We start from the raw sequence: 18,903 nt of genomic DNA on the forward strand, positions 1-18,903 counted from the left end.
GCTCTGGAACTTCACACTATGACTGAAATTTTGAACTCCGTCTCGGCCACGAATGCCGCCCCCAAGGTAGGTTTTGTGAGTTTGGGTTGCCCCAAGGCGCTGACAGACTCCGAGCTCATCCTGACCCAATTGAGTGCCGAGGGGTATCAAACTTCAAAGACCTTCCAGGGCGCTGACTTGGTCATCGTCAATACCTGCGGATTTATCGATGATGCGGTGAAAGAGAGCCTGGACACCATCGGAGAGGCGCTGGCGGAAAACGGGCGCGTCATCGTGACGGGTTGCCTCGGTGCCAAGACCACTGAAGGTGGTGAGAACATGGTGCGCCAGATGCACCCGAAAGTGCTCGCGGTGACCGGTCCCCATGCGACCCAGGAGGTGATGGATGCTGTGCATACCAATCTGCCAAAACCGCACGACCCATTTTTGGATCTGGTTCCGCAATCTTTTGGTGTGGCGGGCATCAAGCTTACGCCGCGCCATTACGCGTATTTGAAAATCAGCGAGGGTTGCAATCACCGTTGCACCTTCTGCATCATCCCCAGTATGCGCGGCGACTTAGTGTCCCGCCCGATTGGCGATGTTCTGAATGAAGCGCGCGCCTTGTTTGAGGGGGGCGTGAAAGAGCTGTTGGTGATCAGTCAAGACACTTCGGCGTATGGTGTTGACGTCAAGTACCGCACCGGATTTTGGGCTGGCAAGCCCGTGAAGACCCGTATGTTGGAGCTGGTGCAGGCGCTTGGTGACATTGCGGAGCCTTATGGCGCCTGGGTCCGGTTGCACTATGTCTACCCATACCCCAGTGTGGATGAAATTGTGCCTTTAATGGCGACAGGCCGTGTGCTGCCTTACCTGGATGTTCCTTTGCAACATAGCCACCCTGATGTGCTGCGCCGGATGAAGCGGCCTGCCAGTGGTGAAAAAAACCTAGAGCGTTTGCAGCAGTGGCGCGAAGCTTGCCCGGAGTTGGTGGTGCGCAGTACCTTTATTGCAGGCTTCCCTGGTGAGACTGAAGAAGAGTTTGAGCACCTGCTCGACTTTGTGCGAGAAGCCCAGATTGACCGTGCAGGTTGCTTTGCATACAGCGCAGTAAATGGCGCAACCGCCAATGACTTGCCCGGCATGTTGCCAGTGGAAGTTCGCGAGGAGCGTCGCGCCCGATTCATGCAGGTTGCTGAAGAGGTATCTGCAGCTCGTTTGCAGCGCCGTGTCGGCTCTGTGATGCACGTGCTAGTGGATTCTGCGCCAGCGTTGGGTCGCAAGGGTGGGGTGGGGCGCAGTTACGCGGATGCTCCAGAAATTGATGGCGTGGTGCGTTTGTTGCCACCCGAGAAAATCAGCAAGACACTGAAAGTGGGTGAGTTCACCAAGGCGCGAATTGTGAGTGCGCAAGGTCACGACTTGGTTGCACTTCCCATCTGATTTTTAGCCACTGACCGATGCATCTAGCGGTCAGTGGCACGAATCACACAGGCAAAAAAAAGCCGCTGTTTTCACAGCGGCTTTTCATTAACTACATTACCATTATTGGTGCCCAGAAGAGGACTCGAACCTCCACGATGTTACTCGCTAGTACCTGAAACTAGTGCGTCTACCAATTCCGCCATCTGGGCATCTCAGGAAAGGGAGTAGTATATCAAACATTTAGGCCAAAACAGCAATTTGCTGGAAGAAGTTGAAGGAATTGTTCAAGGGCATCGGGATGGACATGGTTTTGTGTCCCGCGACGACGGTGCTCCTGATATTTATCTTCCCCCTAACGAGATGCGGGCTGTGCTGCACAAAGACCACGTCAAGGTTCGTATCGTGCGCAGTGACCGCAAAGGTCGCCCCGAGGGGCGTGTTGTTGAAATCACCGAGCGCTCTAACCAACCGATCATTGGCCGCCTGTTGCAGGAAAGCGGTGTTTGGCTGGTTGCGCCAGAAGACAAACGCTACGGTCAGGATGTTTTGATTCCGAGGGGTGCTACCGGTGTGGCAAAACCCGGCCAGGTGGTGGTCGTTGAACTAATTGAGCCGCCTGCGCTGTTCGGACAGCCTGTGGGGCGCATCAAAGAAGTACTGGGTGAAGTTGATGACCCCGGTATGGAAATTGAAATCGCCGTGCGCAAATACAGCGTGCCGCATGAGTTTTCTGATGCTTGTGTTGCGATGGCGCGCACATTACCGGACAAGGTGCGTCCGCAAGACAAGCTGCAACGTATTGATTTGACAGACATTCCGTTGGTCACCATCGATGGTGAAGATGCCCGAGATTTTGATGATGCGGTGTATTGCGAACCCGCAACCAAAGGGCGTGGCAAGACGGCGCTCAAAGGTTGGCGTTTGTTGGTGGCAATTGCCGACGTTAGTCACTACGTGGAAACGGGCAATGCCATCGATGTGGATGCCTATGACCGAGCCACCAGCGTGTACTTTCCGCGCCGTGTCATTCCTATGCTGCCGGAAAAACTGTCTAACGGGCTGTGCTCGCTGAATCCGGAAGTCGAACGGCTGTGCATGGTGTGCGATATGTTCGTCACCGAGGATGGCGAGGTTGATGCCTACCAGTTTTACCCTGCAGTCATGTGGAGTCACGCTCGGTTTACTTACACCGAAGTGGCGGCCATTCTTGGCAATACACGGGGGCCTGAAGCTAGCAAGCGCAAAGAGCGTGTGCAGGATCTCTTGAACTTGCATGGTGTTTACCAGGCATTACTCAAATCCCGCCACAAGCGGGGTGCGGTGGATTTCGAGACTACGGAGACACAGATTGTTTGTGATGAAAACGGTCGGATCGAAAAGATCGTGCCGCGTACTCGCAACACAGCGCATCGGTTGATTGAAGAGGCCATGCTCGCAGCGAACGTCTGCAGTGCAGATTTCATTGCCCAGAACAAGCATCAAGGTCTGTTCCGTGTGCACGAAGGCCCAACGCCTGAGAAGCAGGAAATATTGCGTAGCTATTTGAAGGCTAGTGGCATTGGCATGACGATCAGTGACAACCCCGCACCGGGGGAGTTTCAGACGATTGCTGAGGCGACTAAAGACCGACCCGACGCGCAGCAGATCCACTCGATGCTGTTGCGCTCCATGTCTCAGGCCATTTACACGCCGATCAATAGCGGACATTTCGGCTTGTCGTTCGATGCCTACACTCACTTCACCAGCCCGATCCGGCGCTACCCGGATTTGTTGGTGCACCGTGTGATCAAGGCCATTCTTGCCAAGACCAAATACCAACTCCCGGCACTACCTACGCCCGGTGAGGCGCATGCCAAGCTTGCAAGACGTCTGGAAAAAAATCTGGCTTCGAGGGTGAGCAATCCGGAAACCAAGCCCAAGAAGCTTAATGCGGAGGGTACCGCTTGGCAGGCGGCTGGTCTGCATTGCAGTGCCAATGAGCGCCGGGCGGATGAGGCTAGTCGAGATGTGGAGGCGTGGCTCAAGTGCAAGTACATGCGCGAGCACCTGGGTGAGGAGTATTCAGGGGTTGTGTCATCGGCGACCACGTTTGGTTTGTTTGTGACGCTCGATGCTATGTATGTAGAGGGCTTGGTTCATATCACCGAGTTGGGTGGAGAGTATTTCCGTTTCGATGAAGCCCGGCAGGAGCTGCGCGGCGAGCGGACAGGTATTCGCTATGCGATCGGTACCCGGGTTCGTATCCAAGTGAGTCGTGTGGATTTGGACGGTCGCAAGATCGATTTCCGATTGGTCCAAGAAGGTCAGGGTCCTCTCCCCAAGGTGCCCGCCGACAAAGGGCATTCCCGTGATTCAAAATCGGGACGCGCTGAATTCGGTGATCGCCCAGATCTGGATCCGCCGCACTCGCCGATCTTCAACGGCAAAGTCAGGCAGCAACGGTCAGCGGCAAAAGCGACCAAGAGTAGCCGTTCTGCAGACAAAACAGCACCCTCGGTAAAAAAGACAGCGAAGAAACGGCGATAAGAGCTGCAATCAAAACTGCTATAAAAATGAGAGCTGCTAGTCCCTGTTAAATGGGGGCTAGCAGCTTTTTTTATAGGTGTTCGATCAGGCGACTGGCAGTCAAGGTTGTTTGCTGTGGCCATTGGTCTGCCAACAGCCCATGGATATAACAAGCTTCTGACGCAGCTTCCCAAATTGTGCTGCGCTGTGACCAGAGTGTGCCGGTCAGGCCCGCAAGTACATCGCCCGTTCCACCGATGGCGAGACGGCCATTTCCTGTGGGGTTGATGCGTGGCTTTCGACCAGGGGTTGCGATCACACTGCCAGACCCTTTCAGTATGACCGTGCATTGAAACGTTTCCGCCAATCTCTGGGCCGCGTCGAGCCGGTTGGCTTGAATCTGGGTGGTCTTGCACCCAAGCAAGCGCGCTGCTTCCAGCGGGTGTGGCGTTATCACCGTGGTGTCGGCGCGGCGCTGGACAAGTGCCTGTGCAAGGTCTGGTCTGATTGCAATAGCATTCAGTGCGTCAGCATCGATGACCAAGCGCTCTGCAAGCTCTAGCCAGTGGGGTAACTGGTGGCTGATGTCGTGCCCACCCCCGCAGCCCGCAACGACGGTAAGGCCTTGGTGTGGCAGCGTGTCGGGGCTGCGCAGCATGATATCGGGCGGAATACATAGGCCTTGCAGTCCTTGGCTGTTCAAGAAAGCGAGAAAGACCCGGCCGGCACCCGCGTGCAAGGCGGTGCAAGCCGCCAACACTGCGGCACCTTGCATGCCAAGTGCCCCGCCCACGATCGCGACATCTCCAAAGCTTCCCTTGTGACTTGCGTGGGGTCTGGGGAGGGGCTTGGGTGTCGGGTTCAATGTGCACCGGATGTGTTCAGTCGTGCTCTCCGTCCCTAGTTTGTGCAGCCAGATGTCACCACATACATCCCGACCTTGGTGGGTAAACAGTCCCGGTTTCAACCCAACGAGGCTCAAAGTGGCAGACGCTTGCACCACCGGTTCGAACGTAGAACCGGTGTCGGCATTCAGGCCGCTCGGGACGTCAATCGCAAAGGTGGGCTTTGCTGCTTGATTGATGCGTTTGATCCACTCCGCATAAGGTGGCTCAGGGGGGCGTTGAAGTCCGATGCCGAGGAGGGCGTCTATACAAACATCCCAGCTGTCTGGCGCCTCATGGTGCACTGCGATGCCTTCAGCGACCAAACGGGTCCAAGCCCTGGACGCATCGGCAGGAGCGCTTTTTGGGCTTTTGACAGCACTTACATAGACGGTTTTGCCCCAGCGATGGAGATGGATGGCAGCTTCAGCGCCATCTCCACCGTTATTGCCGTTGCCGCATGCGATCCAAAAAAATTGCGCGTGTGGGGCTTGAGCGAGCACCCAGCGCGCAATCGCTAGTCCGGCTTGCTCCATCAAGCCGGGTTGGCCGATGACCGGCTCGGCAGATGCTTCGATAGCGCGTATACCCGCGCTGGAGAGCAGAGGTATTTCTGTGGTCGGTTTGGCGCTTTGGTGGCTTGCGATCCACTCAAAACTCATAGGTATCACCTTCGCGAGCCAATCGTATGTCAAGCCCTTGTTGGGGTGCGCCGTGTTGGCTCAGTGCTTTTGCGAAGGCGCTTTCCAGCGCATCATCGCTACGAGTGGGTTCGTGATGGGTACAGAAAAGCACTTGGACGCCAGCCTGCTGGGCGAGTTCAATGCTCGTGGCGAAGGTGCCATGCCCCCAGCCTTTTTTTGCAGGGTATTCCTCTGCGGTGTACGAGGTGTCTGCGATCAGCACATCGACGCCGCGAATGGCCTCGACGATTGCACGGTTCTTTTCGTCCACAAGGCTCTGATAGGCCGCATAGCCTTCATCTTGAGGGTCGTAGATGTTGTAGGGGGGTTCGTGGTCACCGGTAAAAAAAACCGATTTACCGTTGCAGTCGATTCGATAGCCGAAATCCACTACCGGGTGATTGAGAAGACAAGGCGTTACCGTCGCGCTGCCGACTTGTACCGGCTCCCCCGGGGACAGGGTCACGTATTCAATCCGCCCTTTCATTTCCTCCTCACGGACAGGAAAATAGCTGTATTGCAGCTGAACAGACATCACTTGCTCAATGCCTTTGCCCGATACGGGGTCAAAGCCGCCGTGAAGGCGCAGTGTGTTCCCGGGGATGAAATTCGGGATAAAGAAGGGCAGCCCCTGGATGTGATCCCAGTGTGAGTGGGTAATCAGCACGTTGGCCGTTATCGGCATTTCGGCTAGCAGGGTTTGGGACAAGGGGAAGATACCGGTGCCCGCATCCAGAATGATCAGCTCATTGTTGTCGGTGCGAATTTCAATGCAGGTGGTATTCCCGCCGTAGCGCACTGTGTGAGGACCCGGCGAGGCAATGCTTCCCCGCACGCCCCAAAACCTGACTTTCATACGCGAGTCCTTTTACAACGTTGCGAACACTTGCGCTTCTTCGAAGATCACCCTCGGGTCGCCTAATGACGCTATGACTTCATCCAGTGTTCCACCCAGACGCTCTTGCAGCGCTATGGGAAGTTCATCGATACGGTGGTTTCCTGCAAATCCAAAGGCCAAGCACTTGCTGATCTGGTTGGCAGCAAATACACAAGCAATCATGTCAGTGTCTTTGAAGTCGTGGGGCGACAAATGCCTGATTGTTTCAACCAGCTCCGGGGCGAAGCGCCATTTCTCTGCCAGCATGGCGCCTACGATGGAATGGTCTGCCCCGATCGTGGCTTGCAATGCGGTATGCAATGAAGAGCCATCATTTGCACTTCGCTCCAAACCGAGTTTGAATTCTTCGGGCATAAACTGCGCAAAAACCACTTTCCCAAAATCGTGCAGCAGGCCGGCGATAAAGCAATCCATAGGATCAGCGTCCTGAACCCTGCTGGCGAGTTTCTTTGCGAGACCTGCCGTCGCAAGTGAATGGAGCAGGTAAGCCTGCGCATCAAACCCCGCCTTATTTTCTTGTGGAAGCATTCCGATGGCCGCAATGCTGAGGGCAAGGTTCTTGATCGTGTTGAAGCCTAAGTAGACGACCGCATGCCCGATGGAGGTCACTTGACGAGGCAGGCTGTAGTACACCGAGTTCACAACCTTCAGGACCTTAACGGTAACAACCGGGTCTTTGTCGATGACATCAACCAGATCCTTCGGTGTGCTGTCCACGTTGCGCGTAAGCACCAGGATTTTTTCTACGCTTTTTGGGAATGCGGGCATTTTGTCCACAGCCGCAGTGAGCTTTTGCGTAAGTTCCGGGCTCATGCGTTTCCCCTATGGTGTCTGTCTTGTTTAGAGAATGGAGGCAATCGATTACCGGTTGAACCTCAGCGGGTGAAGGAAATCGCCCGAAAGGCTGGCTGGACGCCCCTCTATTTGTTCGCATAGTAATCGAGCGGAACCGCTTGCCATTCCCCAGCCATTGGCACCGTGCCCCAGGTTGATCCAGAGTCCCGGTGCACCTGCGTCCCCAACCAAGGGGAGACCGTCTGGTGTGTATCCGCAACTTCCGCGCCATACCTGACTGCCACCCGCATAGTTTGCGGCTCCAGGGAAGTATTGGTCCAGCGCGTTAAAAAGTCGTGCAATCACCCGTTTGTCATGGTCGCCCGCGCTGCCCCGATTGAGCTCTGCACCACCGCAAACGCGCAAGCGTTTGCCGAGTCTGCTGATGGTGATTCCCGTCTTATGGTCCTGTACCGCACTTTTCGGCGCGTTCAGTGGCTCTCGAATGCCAACGCTCAGGGCGTAGGCACTGAGCTCTGCAATGGCGCTGATTGCTGGTGTTCTCAGCGTGATCTTGTTTCGCGCAGTGGACGTGCACAACACCACCTGATCGAACGCATGCTGCTCACCACTAGCCAGCCGGACTATCGGTTGGGCTCCTGCGACTACTCCCGTGACCTCGCTTTGGAATGCGAGTTTGCCACCAGCTTGGGTGAATTGCTGCTTGATGGCCAAGACAAACTGCCGACAGTTCATGACGCGGTCTGTGGGCAAGCGGATGGCTTTGCGGATGTGGCCGTGGTTCTGTAGCGAGGGCTCGGCAACCTCAAGTTCAGATACCTCTAGCACTTGGAACGGCATCTCCAGCGCTTTCATGCTGTCCAAAACTCGGTGGAATGTGTTGAGCTCTTCGTCATTGCGCAGAAGAATCAATTGCCCATCACTTTGTTCCAGCTCTAGCATGCCGTCTTTGATCGTGGCGTCGTTGATTTCAATGCTGCTTTGAATCAATTGTTGAGCGAACCGGATGCGACTGGTAACCGTTTCTTCGGACCCATGGCTGGAGGCCTGCCACAACCAGCGCAAGTCCGGTAATGAACCTTTGCGGAGTCGGGTGAGCTTTCGGGTGAGTTGGCTAAACCTGCTCAAGTGGTTCCCCGAAACTCGCACGCCTGAAAAAGGAAGCGCGTACGCCGGACTGCAAATGCCGCCATTCGCAAAGGTGCTGCCTTCACCCGCGGCTCCGCTTTTGTCAAAAACGGTAACTTCGTGTCCCCGATTGCAGAGCTCATGCGCTGCTGCGAGGCCAACCACACCTGCTCCCACTACCGCAATTTTCATTTCAGCTTTCGACTTGTAAATCTCTTGTCCAGATCCTGTATTTTTTCATAGCTTTACTGAATTTTCCGCTGCAAATGCCGCCAAATTACGATCGTTCTCACTGCTGTTCGCACAGGGCGCGCAGGCTATTCATGGGTGCTGCATGCTATACTCGTCAGCCTTAAGGGGTAAGTGCCCACTAAGTAATCACAAATCGCCCCCCAAAGGTGTTGTGCCAGCGAGTAGCTGCGCAATCAGCGGGGCGGATTTCAGACCCAACCTTCGGAGTTAAATATGGCAGTCACAATGCGCGAAATGTTGGAAGCAGGCGTCCACTTTGGTCACCAAACCCGCTTCTGGAACCCCAAGATGGCACCGTTCATCTTCGGTCACCGTAACAAAATTCACATCATCAACCTGGAAAAGTCTTTGCCGATGTTCCAGGAGGCAGCGAAGTTCGTTCGCCAATTGTCCGCAAAGCGTGGCACCATTTTGATGGTTGGCACAAAGCGTCAAGCTCGTGAAATTGTCTCCGCAGAAGCTCAGCGCGCTGGCGTTCCCTTTGTGGACCAGCGTTGGTTGGGCGGTATGTTGACGAACTTCAAAACCGTCAAGACTTCCATTAAGCGCCTGAAGGACATGAAAGTCCAGCAAGAAGCCGGTTTGGACAGCATGAGCAAAAAAGAGCAGTTGATGTTTGCTCGTGAGCTGGAAAAATTGGAAAAAGACATTGGCGGTATTCAAGAAATGAATACCTTGCCAGATGCGATTTTTGTGATCGACGTTGGTTACCACAAGATTGCTATCGCGGAAGCTCGCAAGTTGGGCATTCCTTTGATCGGCGTTGTGGACTCCAACCACTCCCCCGAAGGCATCGACTACGTGATTCCCGGTAACGACGACTCTTCGAAGGCGGTCACTTTGTACGCCCGCGGAATCGCTGACGCGATTCTGGAAGGCCGTGCAAATGCCGTGGACGACGTGGTCAAGGCCGTTGCCGCTGAAGGCAATGATGAGTTCGTTGAAGTGAGCGAAGCTTCCGCTTAAGCCCTTCTGCACCCGGAAAAGGGGGCTTTGTTGCCCCTTTTTTTTAGCCTTCATTTAAACTGTTTAGATTCGGAGAATACAAATGGCAGCAATTACAGCGAGCATGGTGGCAGAACTGCGCGGCAAGACCGATGCTCCAATGATGGAGTGCAAAAAAGCACTGACTGAAGCCGAAGGCGATATGGCCAAGGCGGAAGAAATTTTGCGCGTCAAGTTGGGTAGCAAGGCTGGTAAAGCCGCTGCCCGCGTGACAGCTGAAGGCGTTGTTGCCTCCAGCATTGCCAATGGCGTTGGCGCGTTGATCGAAGTGAACTGCGAAACTGACTTTGTGACCAAGAACGACAGCTTCTTGGCATTGGCTTCGGCCGCAGCGGCACTCGTTGCTCAGCATAACCCGGTTGACGTGGCTGCATTGAGCGCTTTGGCTTACGAGCAAGACGGCTTTGGCCCCACACTCGAAGACGTCCGCAAAGGCTTGATCGGCAAGATCGGCGAAAACATGACCTTCCGTCGTTTCAAGCGATTCGACGGCTCTGCTAAGCTAGCTTCCTACCTGCACGGCACCCGTATCGGTGTGGTTGTTGAGTTCGATGGCGACGAATCCGCCGCGAAAGATGTGGCGATGCACGTAGCTGCCATGAAGCCCGTGTCCTTGTCTGCAGACCAAGTTCCTGCTGAGCTGGTGGAGCGTGAGCGTTCCGTGGCAGCTGCGAAGGCTGCAGAAGATGCTGCAGTCGCAACTGCAGCAGGCAAACCTGTTCAATCTGCAGAAATCGTGGCCAAGCGCATCGAGGGTGGTGTTCAGAAGTACCTGAAAGAGGTCTCTTTGTTCAACCAGCCTTTTGTCAAAAACGACAAGCAAACTGTGGAGCAGATGTTGAAGTCCATCAATACAACTGTGAAGGGTTTCACGCTGTACGTAGTGGGCGAAGGCATTGAGAAGAAGGTCGATGACTTTGCTGCAGAAGTTGCAGCGCAAGTTGCGGCTGCCAAGCAGTCCACTTAATTCCACAACACGAATCGTCCACCGAACGGGAGTCATCTATGAGTCAATCCAAACCTGCTTACAAGAGAATTTTGCTTAAGCTGTCAGGCGAGGCCTTGATGGGTGACGACCAGTTCGGTATCAATCGCGACACCATCGTCCGCATGGTGGATGAGATTGCGGAAGTGACGCGCTTGGGTGTTGAAGTGGCCGTTGTGATTGGCGGGGGTAATATTTTCCGTGGGGTAGCTGGTGGTTCGGTCGGCATGGACCGCGCAACAGCTGATTACATGGGGATGCTTGCTACAGTGATGAATGCATTGGCCTTGGGCGATACCATGAACAAAGCGGGTTTGACGGCGCGCGTGATGTCTGCGATCGGGATCGAGCAGGTTGTTGAGCCTTACGTTCGTCCAAAGGCGTTGCAATATCTCGAAGAGGGCAAAGTCGTCATTTTTGCTGCTGGTACAGGTAATCCCTTCTTCACAACCGATACTGCGGCTGCGTTGCGCGGCGCGGAGATCGGAGCTGAAATGGTCTTGAAGGCGACGAAAGTGGATGGTGTTTACACCGCCGATCCGAAAAAGGATCCGGCCGCAACGCGCTATTCCAAAATCACCTTTAACGACGCGATGACCCAAAATCTAGGGATTATGGATGCTGCAGCGTTTGCCCTGTGCCGTGATCAAAAACTGCCAATCAAAGTCTTCTCAATCTTCAAGCATGGCGCGCTTAAGCGTGTTGTGATGGGCGAAGACGAAGGCACCTTGGTGCACGTTTGAGCATCGGGTTGTAGATAGATACTGAGCGAGGAAAAAATGTCCGTTGCTGAAATCAAGAAAACGCTGGATACCAAGATGGAGCAGTCCATCGCAGCTTTGAAAAACAACTTGACCAAAATTCGCACCGGGCGTGCGAATCCTGCGTTGTTGGATACGGTCCATGTGGACTACTACGGCTCCATGGTGCCGCTGAGCCAAGTTGCCAACTTGTCTCTCATTGATGCTCGGACTATCAGCGTGCAGCCTTGGGAAAAGAACATGGCCCAGAAGATCGAGAAGGCGATTCGTGACAGCGATCTCGGATTGAACCCTTCCAGTTTGGGTGAGTTGATTCGCGTTCCCTTGCCGGCGATGACGGAGGAGCGGCGCAAGGAACTCACCAAGGTCGTGCGCGGAGAAGGCGAGGCGAGCAAAGTTGCTATCCGCAATCTGCGCCGTGACGCCAACGAAGCAGTGAAAAAGCTAGTGAAAGACAAACTTGCTTCCGAAGATGATCAAAAGCGTTGCGAAGCCGATGTTCAAAAGGTGACAGACAAGCACATCACGGAAGTCGACCGTTTGGTAGCATCCAAAGAGCAAGATTTGATGGCCGTTTAAGGCCTTGCAGATGTCATCACCCGGAAATCCATCTGGACTCCATGTCGCCATCGTGATGGATGGAAACGGCAGATGGGCATCGAAGCGTTTTTTGCCGCGTTTAGCAGGCCACAAGCAAGGGGTAGAGGCGTTGAAGCGCATAGTCCGGGCTTGTCCATCACGAGGCATCGCGGCACTGACAGTGTTTGCGTTTTCCTCAGAGAACTGGAGTCGACCCGCTGATGAGGTTTCCGGCTTGATGGACATTCTCGTCGGTGCGCTCACCCGCGAGGTCGCTCAGCTGAGTGCAGAGGGCGTTCGAATCCGTTTTGTTGGAAGTCGCGCTGGTCTCTCTGAGAAGGTTCAGCACGGCTTGAGCCAAGCGGAATCGGACACCTCGGGCAACAACTCACTGGACCTCAACATTTGCTTCAACTACGGCGGGCGATGGGATATCGTGCAAGCGGCGAATGCCTTGGTTGCCCGTGGTGCCGCAATTACGGAGCAAACTCTGGGCGAGGCCATGGCATTGGCTCCGTCAACTGACCCGGACTTGCTTATTCGGACCGGCGGTGAATTCAGGATTAGTAATTTCTTGTTGTGGCAGTCCGCCTACTCCGAGCTCATCTTCAGCCCGAAGTTATGGCCTGATTATGCGGAAGCGGATTTGGACGTCGCGCTGGAGGAGTTTGCCTCCAGAGAGCGTCGTTTCGGCAAAACCTCGGCTCAGATTGCGTAGTCTCTAAGCCTCTCTTACCAGGGTACCTATGTTGCGCCTACGCATTTTTACGGCAGTAGCGTTACTTGCTGTGCTTCTCCCTGCGGTTTTTTATCCTAATCCCGCAGCGTTTGCCGGGGTCGCAGGTGTCCTGATGGCCTGTGGGGCATGGGAATGGTTTCGGCTGAATCAATCTTCTGATTCGGGGGCTCTTGTAGCGGGCGTCGTCTTTGCTGCGGTTTGTTTCTTATTCTGGTCCTTTCCATTGCCGGCAAAGACCATGAGCGTTATTTGGTCGGTGTCGGCGCTTGCATGGGTGGTCGGTGGTGGCATTTTGCTGATGGCGGGTGTTCCTGCGTGGCCTTTGATCCCATCGGCATTGCGTCAGCTGTTGGGTTTCGTGCTTTTGTGGTTTGCATGGCTGGCTGTCGTCAATGCCAGGGCTCTTGGCATCAACTTCTTGTTTTCTGCAATGGCTCTCGTTTGGGTCGCTGACATTGCTGCTTACTTCGCGGGCCGCAGATTCGGTGGACGTTTCTTGTCCGATAAGTTGGCACCAGGCATCAGTCCCGGGAAAACGCGCGAAGGTGCTATCGGTGGCTTGATTGGTGTGGTGCTCCTCGCCTTCGGCTGGTGCATGGCTGACCAGCATTTCTTGATGGACTCCAAAAGCATCTTTTCGATATTGGCCGAGCGTCATTGGCTGTTTATGCTGCTGGGCGCTATTTTCTTGGGGTTGATGAGTATCTGTGGTGACTTGTTGGAGTCGCTGGTCAAGCGTTCTGCAGGTGCCAAAGACAGCAGTCAGCTGTTGCCTGGCCACGGAGGAGTTCTGGACAGAGTCGACGCACTTCTGCCAGTCATTCCACTTGCCATGCTTTTGCAAGCGTTTTAGTTCGGGGCTTCCATGCAACAGGTTTCAGTTTTGGGGTCGACCGGTTCAATTGGTGTCAATACATTGGACGTTTTGCGCAGACACACTGACCGGTTTCAGGTTTTTGCGTTAACAGCATCCACGCGCGTAGACCAGATGGTGGAGCAGTGTCTGGAATTCCGGCCGCGCTACGCTGTGATGGTGAATTCCTTGAGTGCCACTACTTTGCAGTCACGCTTAAGGGCTGAGGGCATGAGCACGGAGGTGTTATCAGGCGCCCATGCTTTGAGTGAAGTGGCATCTCACCCAGACGTTCACATAGTCATGGCCGCAATTGTGGGGGCGGCAGGACTAGAGTCTTGCATTGCTGCTGCGCTTGCTGGTAAGCGGCTGTTGCTGGCGAACAAAGAGGCCTTGGTAGTTGGCGGCAACGTCTTTATGTCAGCGGTAGAGCGAGGCGGCGCCACATTACTACCGATTGACAGCGAACACTCCGCGATTTTCCAGTCCTTGCCGGCTGACAAAAGCCTCTGGAAAGCGTCGGTGGACAAACTCATATTGACAGCGTCAGGTGGTCCTTTCAGAACATGGTCACCCTCACAGATCGCAGCAGCAAGCCCTGAGCAGGCCTGCGCGCACCCCAACTGGGTGATGGGGCGCAAAATTTCGGTGGACTCCGCCACCATGATGAACAAAGCCCTAGAGGTGATCGAGGCTAAATATTTGTTCAATGTCTCGCTTCGTCAAATTGATGTCTTGATTCATCCTCAAAGCGTAATCCATTCCATGGTTCAGTATGTGGACCACTCCGTGGTTGCCCAGTTGGGTACTCCGGATATGCGCGGGCCGATAGCCTACGGTTTGTCGTGGCCAAAGCGCGTGGAGTCGGGAGCGGCGCCCTTGGACTTTTCGACCATGTCGTCGTGGACGTTCGAATCGATTCGTGATGAACAGCACCAAAGCCGCTTTCCCGGACTTTTCTTGGCCTGGGAAACTTTAGAGGGGCAAAGTGGCTCAACAGCTGTACTGAATGCTGCCAATGAAGTCGCCGTCGCTGCATTTTTGAACCGTGAAATACGCTTTGATCAGATTTATACGGTAAATCGTGCAACCCTTAACACTTTGTCGTACACATCACCAGACGATTTGGCTGCGCTTTTGGCGCTTGATGCTGAAGCACGTGCGGTGGCTACCCAGCACTGCCGCGCAGTCTCGACCTGAAATAAGAGGAAATCCATGCAAACCATAGTCGCCTTCCTTGTTGCGATAGGCCTATTGGTTGCGGTGCACGAGTGGGGACACTACATTGTTGCGCGGGCCTGTGGGGTCAAGGTTTTGCGGTTTTCAATCGGCTTCGGTCCCAAGCTCTGGAGCAGAGTGAGTTCTCACAGCGGTACGGAATTCGCTGTGAGCCTCATTCCTTTGGGCGGATACGTAAAAATGCTCGACGAGCGCGAAGCAGAAGTGGATGCAGTGGATCGCCATCGAGCATTCAACACCCAGTCCCTCAGCAGGCGAAGCGCCATCGTGGCTGCAGGTCCGTTGGTTAATCTGGCCTTCGCAGTATTGCTGTACTCCCTGCTGAATTGGCAAGCGACTCCGGCAGCTGCGCCTGTCTTGCCAGTCCCGGTCACGGGTTCTCAAGCAGAGATGGGGGGGTGGACTGGCGGCGAGCGCGTATTACGTGTTGGGGCCTCACCGGATGCGTTAGAACCAGTTCAAACTTTTGATGAATTTCGCTGGCAGCTGACATCGGCGGCACTGGGGCAATCGACGCTTTATATTGAAACCGTACCGGGTCAAGAAAAAACATCTGGCTCACCTGTTGTCCGGTCGCTCAGTTTTGCGCAAACATCGACCAACGCAGCAGATGCGTCTATGTTTCAGAGAATTGGGTGGGTATCTCCTTTTTCCAAGCCGGTATTGGGGGATGTGGCGCCTGATTCGCGCGCAGCTTTGGCGGGTTTGCAGTCCAATGATTTGGTCACATCGGTCAATGGCGCTTCCATTGCTGATGCATCTACCTTGCGTGCAATGATTCGGTCCTCGCCTGAAAAGCCGATGGAGTGGGTCGTCGTCCGAGGCTCTGAAAGCTTGCGCCTGTCCGTTACTCCTGCGTTTGATCGCTCAGGCGGGCAAACCATCGGGAGGGTGGGGGCCTTTGTGGGCTCGATACCTGAAATGGTGGAGGTACAGTACGGGCTCTTCGAGGGCATATGGCGCGCCGTAAGAAAGACCGGCGATATCGCATGGATGTCGCTCACAACCATGGGTCAAATGCTGACGGGGCAGGTATCGCTGACCAACCTGAACGGCCCCCTGGCAATTGCGGACTATGCGGGTAAGTCAGCTGCATTGGGTTTTGTCTCTTTTGTAGGCTTTCTCGCTTTGGTGAGCATCAGCTTGGGGGTGCTCAACCTACTACCCCTGCCTGTCTTGGATGGTGGTCACCTGATGTATTATCTTTGGGAAGGCGTCACCGGTCGTCCGGTGCCTGAAAAGTGGTGGGAACGACTGCAACGACTCGGAATTGCGTTGTTGTTGGTGATGATGTCGGTTGCCTTGTACAACGACATCCAACATATCTTGGGTTAGGCCACCTTCATGGCAACCTAGACCCTCGGAGATTCAAATTGAAATTAATGAAAACAAGCAGTCGCAAGGTCCGTTTTGCGGCCGTTGGTGGTCTTTTGACGTTCCTGATTCAGAATACATGGGCCATCAACCCTTTTCCCGTGAAAGACATTCGTGTCGAGGGCTTGCAGCGTGTTGAGGCCGGTACCGTTTTTGCGTCTATCCCGGTCCGAGTGGGGGACACCTACACTGATGAAAAGGCAGCGGCGTCCATCAGGGCGTTGTTCGCCTTGGGCTTGTTTAAGGATGTCCGCATCGAGAGCGACAACGGCGTAGTCGTTGTGATTGTCGAAGAGCGTCCCAATGTGGCGGACGTCGATTTCTCTGGGAATCGGGAGTTCGACAAGGATGTACTCAAACGCGCCTTGCGCGATATTGGGTTGTCGGATGGTCGCCCCTTTGACAAGGCGCTTGTTGACCGCGCAGAGCAGGAGTTGAAACGGCAGTACATCAGCAAAAGCATGTATGCCGTAGAAATTGTCACCACAGTCACGCCGATTGAGCGCAACCGGGTAAACGTGAGCTTCGCTGTCACTGAAGGTGAAGTTGCCAAAATCAGCGAGATTTCGTTCGTTGGCAATAAATCGTTTTCTTCGAGCACGCTGCGTGGTCTGTTTGATTCAGACACGGGTAATTGGCTGAGTTGGTATACCAAATCCAACCGCTACACGCGCACCAAATTGAACGCGGATGTAGAGACACTCCGTTCATATTATTTGGCGCGTGGTTTTTTGGAGTTCAAGGTGGACTCTACCCAGGTGGCCATCTCGCCGGACAAAAAAGACATTGCGATCACGCTCAGCATGACCGAAGGAGAGCAATTCGCGGTATCCAACATCAAGTTGGCGGGTAATTTTTTGGGTAAGGAAGCCGAATTTCAGTCCTTGGTAACGATCAAGGCGGGTGAGCCTTACAACGCCACAGACGTGGCTCAGACAACAAAGGCGTTTACTGATTATTTCGCGAATTTTGGCTATGCCTTCGCGCGCGCTGAGGCTCGCACAGAGATCGATCGCACCACGAATCGCGTGGAAATCACCCTCGTGGGCGAGCCATCACGCCGTGTATACGTGCGGCGTATCAATGTTGCGGGTAACGACCGGACTCGCGACGAAGTGATTCGCCGCGAATTCCGCCAGCTCGAAGCTGCTTGGTACGACGGTGAAAAAATTCGCTTGTCCCGAAACCGCGTAGATCGGTTGGGCTACTTCACTAATGTCGGCATCGAAACCCAAGAGGTAGCCGGCGCTCCCGATCAGGTCGACCTCACCATTTCTGTGGTGGAAAAGCCCACTGGGAGTATCAGTCTTGGGGCAGGTATTTCAAGCGCTGAGGGCCTAGGATTTTCCTTCGGATTTAAGCAAGATAACGCCTTCGGGTCGGGTAATTCTCTCGGAATTGAGGTAAATACCAGCAAAGCCAACCGTACCGTAGTCCTGAGTACTTCAGATCCGTACTTTACGGAAGATGGCGTATCTCGAACTTTTGATCTTTATCAGCGAACCACTCGTCCTTTTGACGATGTGAATACCTACGCGATTGAAACGATGGGCGTAGGCGTTCGTTTCGGAGTGCCGTTTTCTGACTCAGACACGGTGTTTTTCGGGGCTGGCGCAGACAAGACACGAATCATCCCGGGTACACTTTTGCCCGTAGTCTATGAGGACTACGCTCGAGAATTCGGTTTTACCGCAACAGCTATTCCGCTGACGATCGGTTGGTCCCGCGATACCCGTGACAGTGCCCTTGTACCTAGCACGGGTCGAGTGATCCGTGCCAATGGCGAATGGAGCGTCGGCGGCGATATGCGATACGTTCGAGGAACAGCACAGTATCAGCAGTTTGTTCCTATCAATCGCAAAGTTACAGCGGCTTTCAACAGCGAGTTATCAATTGGAGCTGCGACCGGTTCCAGTTCTTATCCGATTTTTAAAAATTACTACCTGGGTGGACTCGGCTCGGTCCGTGGCTTCGAGCAGGGAAGTCTCACTACCGCAGCTCAACGTGCCGCATCCCTGACTGCAACAGGCGGTGCGAAGAAAGTAGTGTTCAACGCGGAGCTATTGTCTCCCTTGCCCGGTGGCGGGAATGACCGTACCTTGCGCGGCTTTGCCTTCGTCGACGCGGGTGGCATCTACGCGCCTAATGAGGCTATTCAGCTCTCTGAAATGCGTTCTTCTTTCGGTGTGGGTATCAGTTGGATTTCCCCGGTTGGACCTTTGCGTTTGGCTTTTGCCCGGCCATTATCCAAATTTGACGCAGATAAAATGCAGTCTATTCAATTTCAAATTGGAACCACTTTTTAATGAAAACAGCACAAATCAAATGGGCGTTGGTGGCTGCGATGGCTTTGACGGCCACCAGCGGTTTTGCCCAAGAGTCCAAGGTCGGTTACATCAATACACAACGTATCACGACAGAGTCTGCGCCAGCGAAGGCCGCACAGGCGAAGTTGGAGGCGGAGTTTTCCAAGCGTCAGAAAGATCTCGCGGACGTTCAGCAATCGCTGAAGTCCATGAGCGACAAGTTCGAGCGTGACGCGCCCGCGATGTCCGAAGCTCAGCGGACCACACGTCAGAAAGAATTCGCAGAGCAAAATCGCGACTTCCAGCGCAAGCAGCGTGAATTCCAAGAAGACTTGAATGGCCGTCGTAATGAAGAGTTGCAACAAGTCTTGGACAAGGCGAATAAGGCAGTGAAACAAGTTGCCACGGACGAAAAGTACGACATCGTGATCCAAGAGGTGGTCTACAGCAGCCCACGTCATGACATCACCGAAAAGGTACTGAAAATCCTCAACCAAAGCGCCAAGTAAACTT

At 54.3% G+C, this 18,903-nt stretch carries 16 protein-coding genes and 1 tRNA gene; 12 read left to right on the top strand and 5 right to left on the bottom strand.

Annotation, left to right across the window (positions count from 1 at the left end; translation table 11 throughout):
* The first annotated feature begins 18 nt into the window (after positions 1-18).
* Positions 19-1,422, top strand: coding sequence for a 30S ribosomal protein S12 methylthiotransferase RimO (rimO, locus tag U5L73_RS08645; protein ID WP_322562005.1), 1,404 nt, complete (start codon positions 19-21; stop codon positions 1,420-1,422).
* 106 nt (positions 1,423-1,528) lie between these two features.
* Here the strand turns inward: rimO and U5L73_RS08650 are convergent.
* Positions 1,529-1,613 (bottom strand) — tRNA-Leu (locus U5L73_RS08650).
* Positions 1,614-1,662: 49 nt separating this feature from the next.
* Between U5L73_RS08650 and rnr the strand changes: the two genes are divergently transcribed.
* On the top strand, positions 1,663-3,930 hold the full coding sequence (rnr, locus tag U5L73_RS08655) for a ribonuclease R (protein WP_322562006.1): 2,268 nt from the start codon (positions 1,663-1,665) through the stop codon (positions 3,928-3,930).
* A gap of 70 nt (positions 3,931-4,000) precedes the next feature.
* Here the strand turns inward: rnr and U5L73_RS08660 are convergent, their stop codons facing one another.
* The 4 genes from U5L73_RS08660 to U5L73_RS08675 are packed head-to-tail and all read right to left on the bottom strand — an operon-like array spanning position 4,001 to position 8,489.
* A complete protein-coding gene (locus U5L73_RS08660) occupies positions 4,001-5,455 on the bottom strand; it encodes an NAD(P)H-hydrate dehydratase (RefSeq protein WP_322562007.1) in 1,455 nt (484 codons plus the stop codon).
* Positions 5,445-6,332, bottom strand: coding sequence for an MBL fold metallo-hydrolase (locus U5L73_RS08665; RefSeq protein WP_322562008.1), 888 nt, complete (start codon positions 6,330-6,332; stop codon positions 5,445-5,447). The genes U5L73_RS08660 and U5L73_RS08665 overlap by 11 nt, the downstream gene beginning before the upstream one ends.
* 12 nt (positions 6,333-6,344) lie before the next feature.
* Positions 6,345-7,187 (bottom strand): HDOD domain-containing protein, encoded by an 843-nt coding sequence (locus U5L73_RS08670; RefSeq protein ID WP_322562009.1) that lies wholly within the window; start codon positions 7,185-7,187, stop codon positions 6,345-6,347.
* Between the two features lie 48 nt (positions 7,188-7,235).
* Positions 7,236-8,489, bottom strand: coding sequence for an FAD-dependent oxidoreductase (locus tag U5L73_RS08675; protein WP_322562010.1), 1,254 nt, complete (start codon positions 8,487-8,489; stop codon positions 7,236-7,238).
* A gap of 273 nt (positions 8,490-8,762) precedes the next feature.
* Between U5L73_RS08675 and rpsB the strand changes: the two genes are divergently transcribed.
* The 10 genes from rpsB (at position 8,763) to U5L73_RS08725 (ending at position 18,899) form a co-directional block, all read left to right on the top strand.
* Positions 8,763-9,515, top strand: coding sequence for a 30S ribosomal protein S2 (gene rpsB / locus U5L73_RS08680; RefSeq protein WP_313875787.1), 753 nt, complete (start codon positions 8,763-8,765; stop codon positions 9,513-9,515).
* An 82-nt stretch (positions 9,516-9,597) separates the two neighbouring features.
* The gene (gene tsf, locus U5L73_RS08685; RefSeq protein WP_322562011.1) at positions 9,598-10,521 is read left to right on the top strand and encodes a translation elongation factor Ts; all 924 of its coding nucleotides are present in this window, start codon (positions 9,598-9,600) and stop codon (positions 10,519-10,521) included.
* A 38-nt stretch (positions 10,522-10,559) separates the two neighbouring features.
* Positions 10,560-11,282, top strand: a complete 723-nt coding sequence (pyrH, locus tag U5L73_RS08690) for a UMP kinase (protein WP_313875789.1) — start codon at positions 10,560-10,562, stop codon at positions 11,280-11,282.
* A gap of 36 nt (positions 11,283-11,318) precedes the next feature.
* Complete coding sequence (gene frr, locus U5L73_RS08695) at positions 11,319-11,879, top strand: ribosome recycling factor (protein ID WP_313875790.1); 561 nt, start codon at positions 11,319-11,321, stop codon at positions 11,877-11,879.
* Positions 11,880-11,889: 10 nt separating this feature from the next.
* Entirely contained in the window at positions 11,890-12,597 is a 708-nt protein-coding gene (gene uppS / locus U5L73_RS08700; RefSeq protein WP_322562012.1) for a polyprenyl diphosphate synthase, read from the top strand.
* A 28-nt stretch (positions 12,598-12,625) separates the two neighbouring features.
* A complete protein-coding gene (locus U5L73_RS08705) occupies positions 12,626-13,471 on the top strand; it encodes a phosphatidate cytidylyltransferase (protein ID WP_322562013.1) in 846 nt (281 codons plus the stop codon).
* Positions 13,472-13,483: 12 nt separating this feature from the next.
* Positions 13,484-14,671, top strand: coding sequence for a 1-deoxy-D-xylulose-5-phosphate reductoisomerase (gene ispC / locus U5L73_RS08710; protein WP_322562014.1), 1,188 nt, complete (start codon positions 13,484-13,486; stop codon positions 14,669-14,671).
* Positions 14,672-14,686: 15 nt separating this feature from the next.
* Positions 14,687-16,045, top strand: a complete 1,359-nt coding sequence (gene rseP, locus U5L73_RS08715) for an RIP metalloprotease RseP (protein ID WP_322562015.1) — start codon at positions 14,687-14,689, stop codon at positions 16,043-16,045.
* Between the two features lie 47 nt (positions 16,046-16,092).
* Positions 16,093-18,390 (top strand): outer membrane protein assembly factor BamA, encoded by a 2,298-nt coding sequence (gene bamA / locus U5L73_RS08720; protein WP_322563474.1) that lies wholly within the window; start codon positions 16,093-16,095, stop codon positions 18,388-18,390.
* Positions 18,390-18,899 carry an OmpH family outer membrane protein gene (locus U5L73_RS08725; protein WP_416221285.1) on the top strand — a complete coding sequence of 170 codons (510 nt, stop codon included), beginning with the start codon at positions 18,390-18,392 and terminating at the stop codon, positions 18,897-18,899. The genes bamA and U5L73_RS08725 overlap by 1 nt, the downstream gene beginning before the upstream one ends.
* The last annotated feature ends 4 nt before the right edge of the window (positions 18,900-18,903 follow it).

Source organism: Rhodoferax sp. (assembly GCF_034520025.1).
In the GTDB taxonomy this organism is placed as follows: domain Bacteria; phylum Pseudomonadota; class Gammaproteobacteria; order Burkholderiales; family Burkholderiaceae_C; genus Allorhodoferax.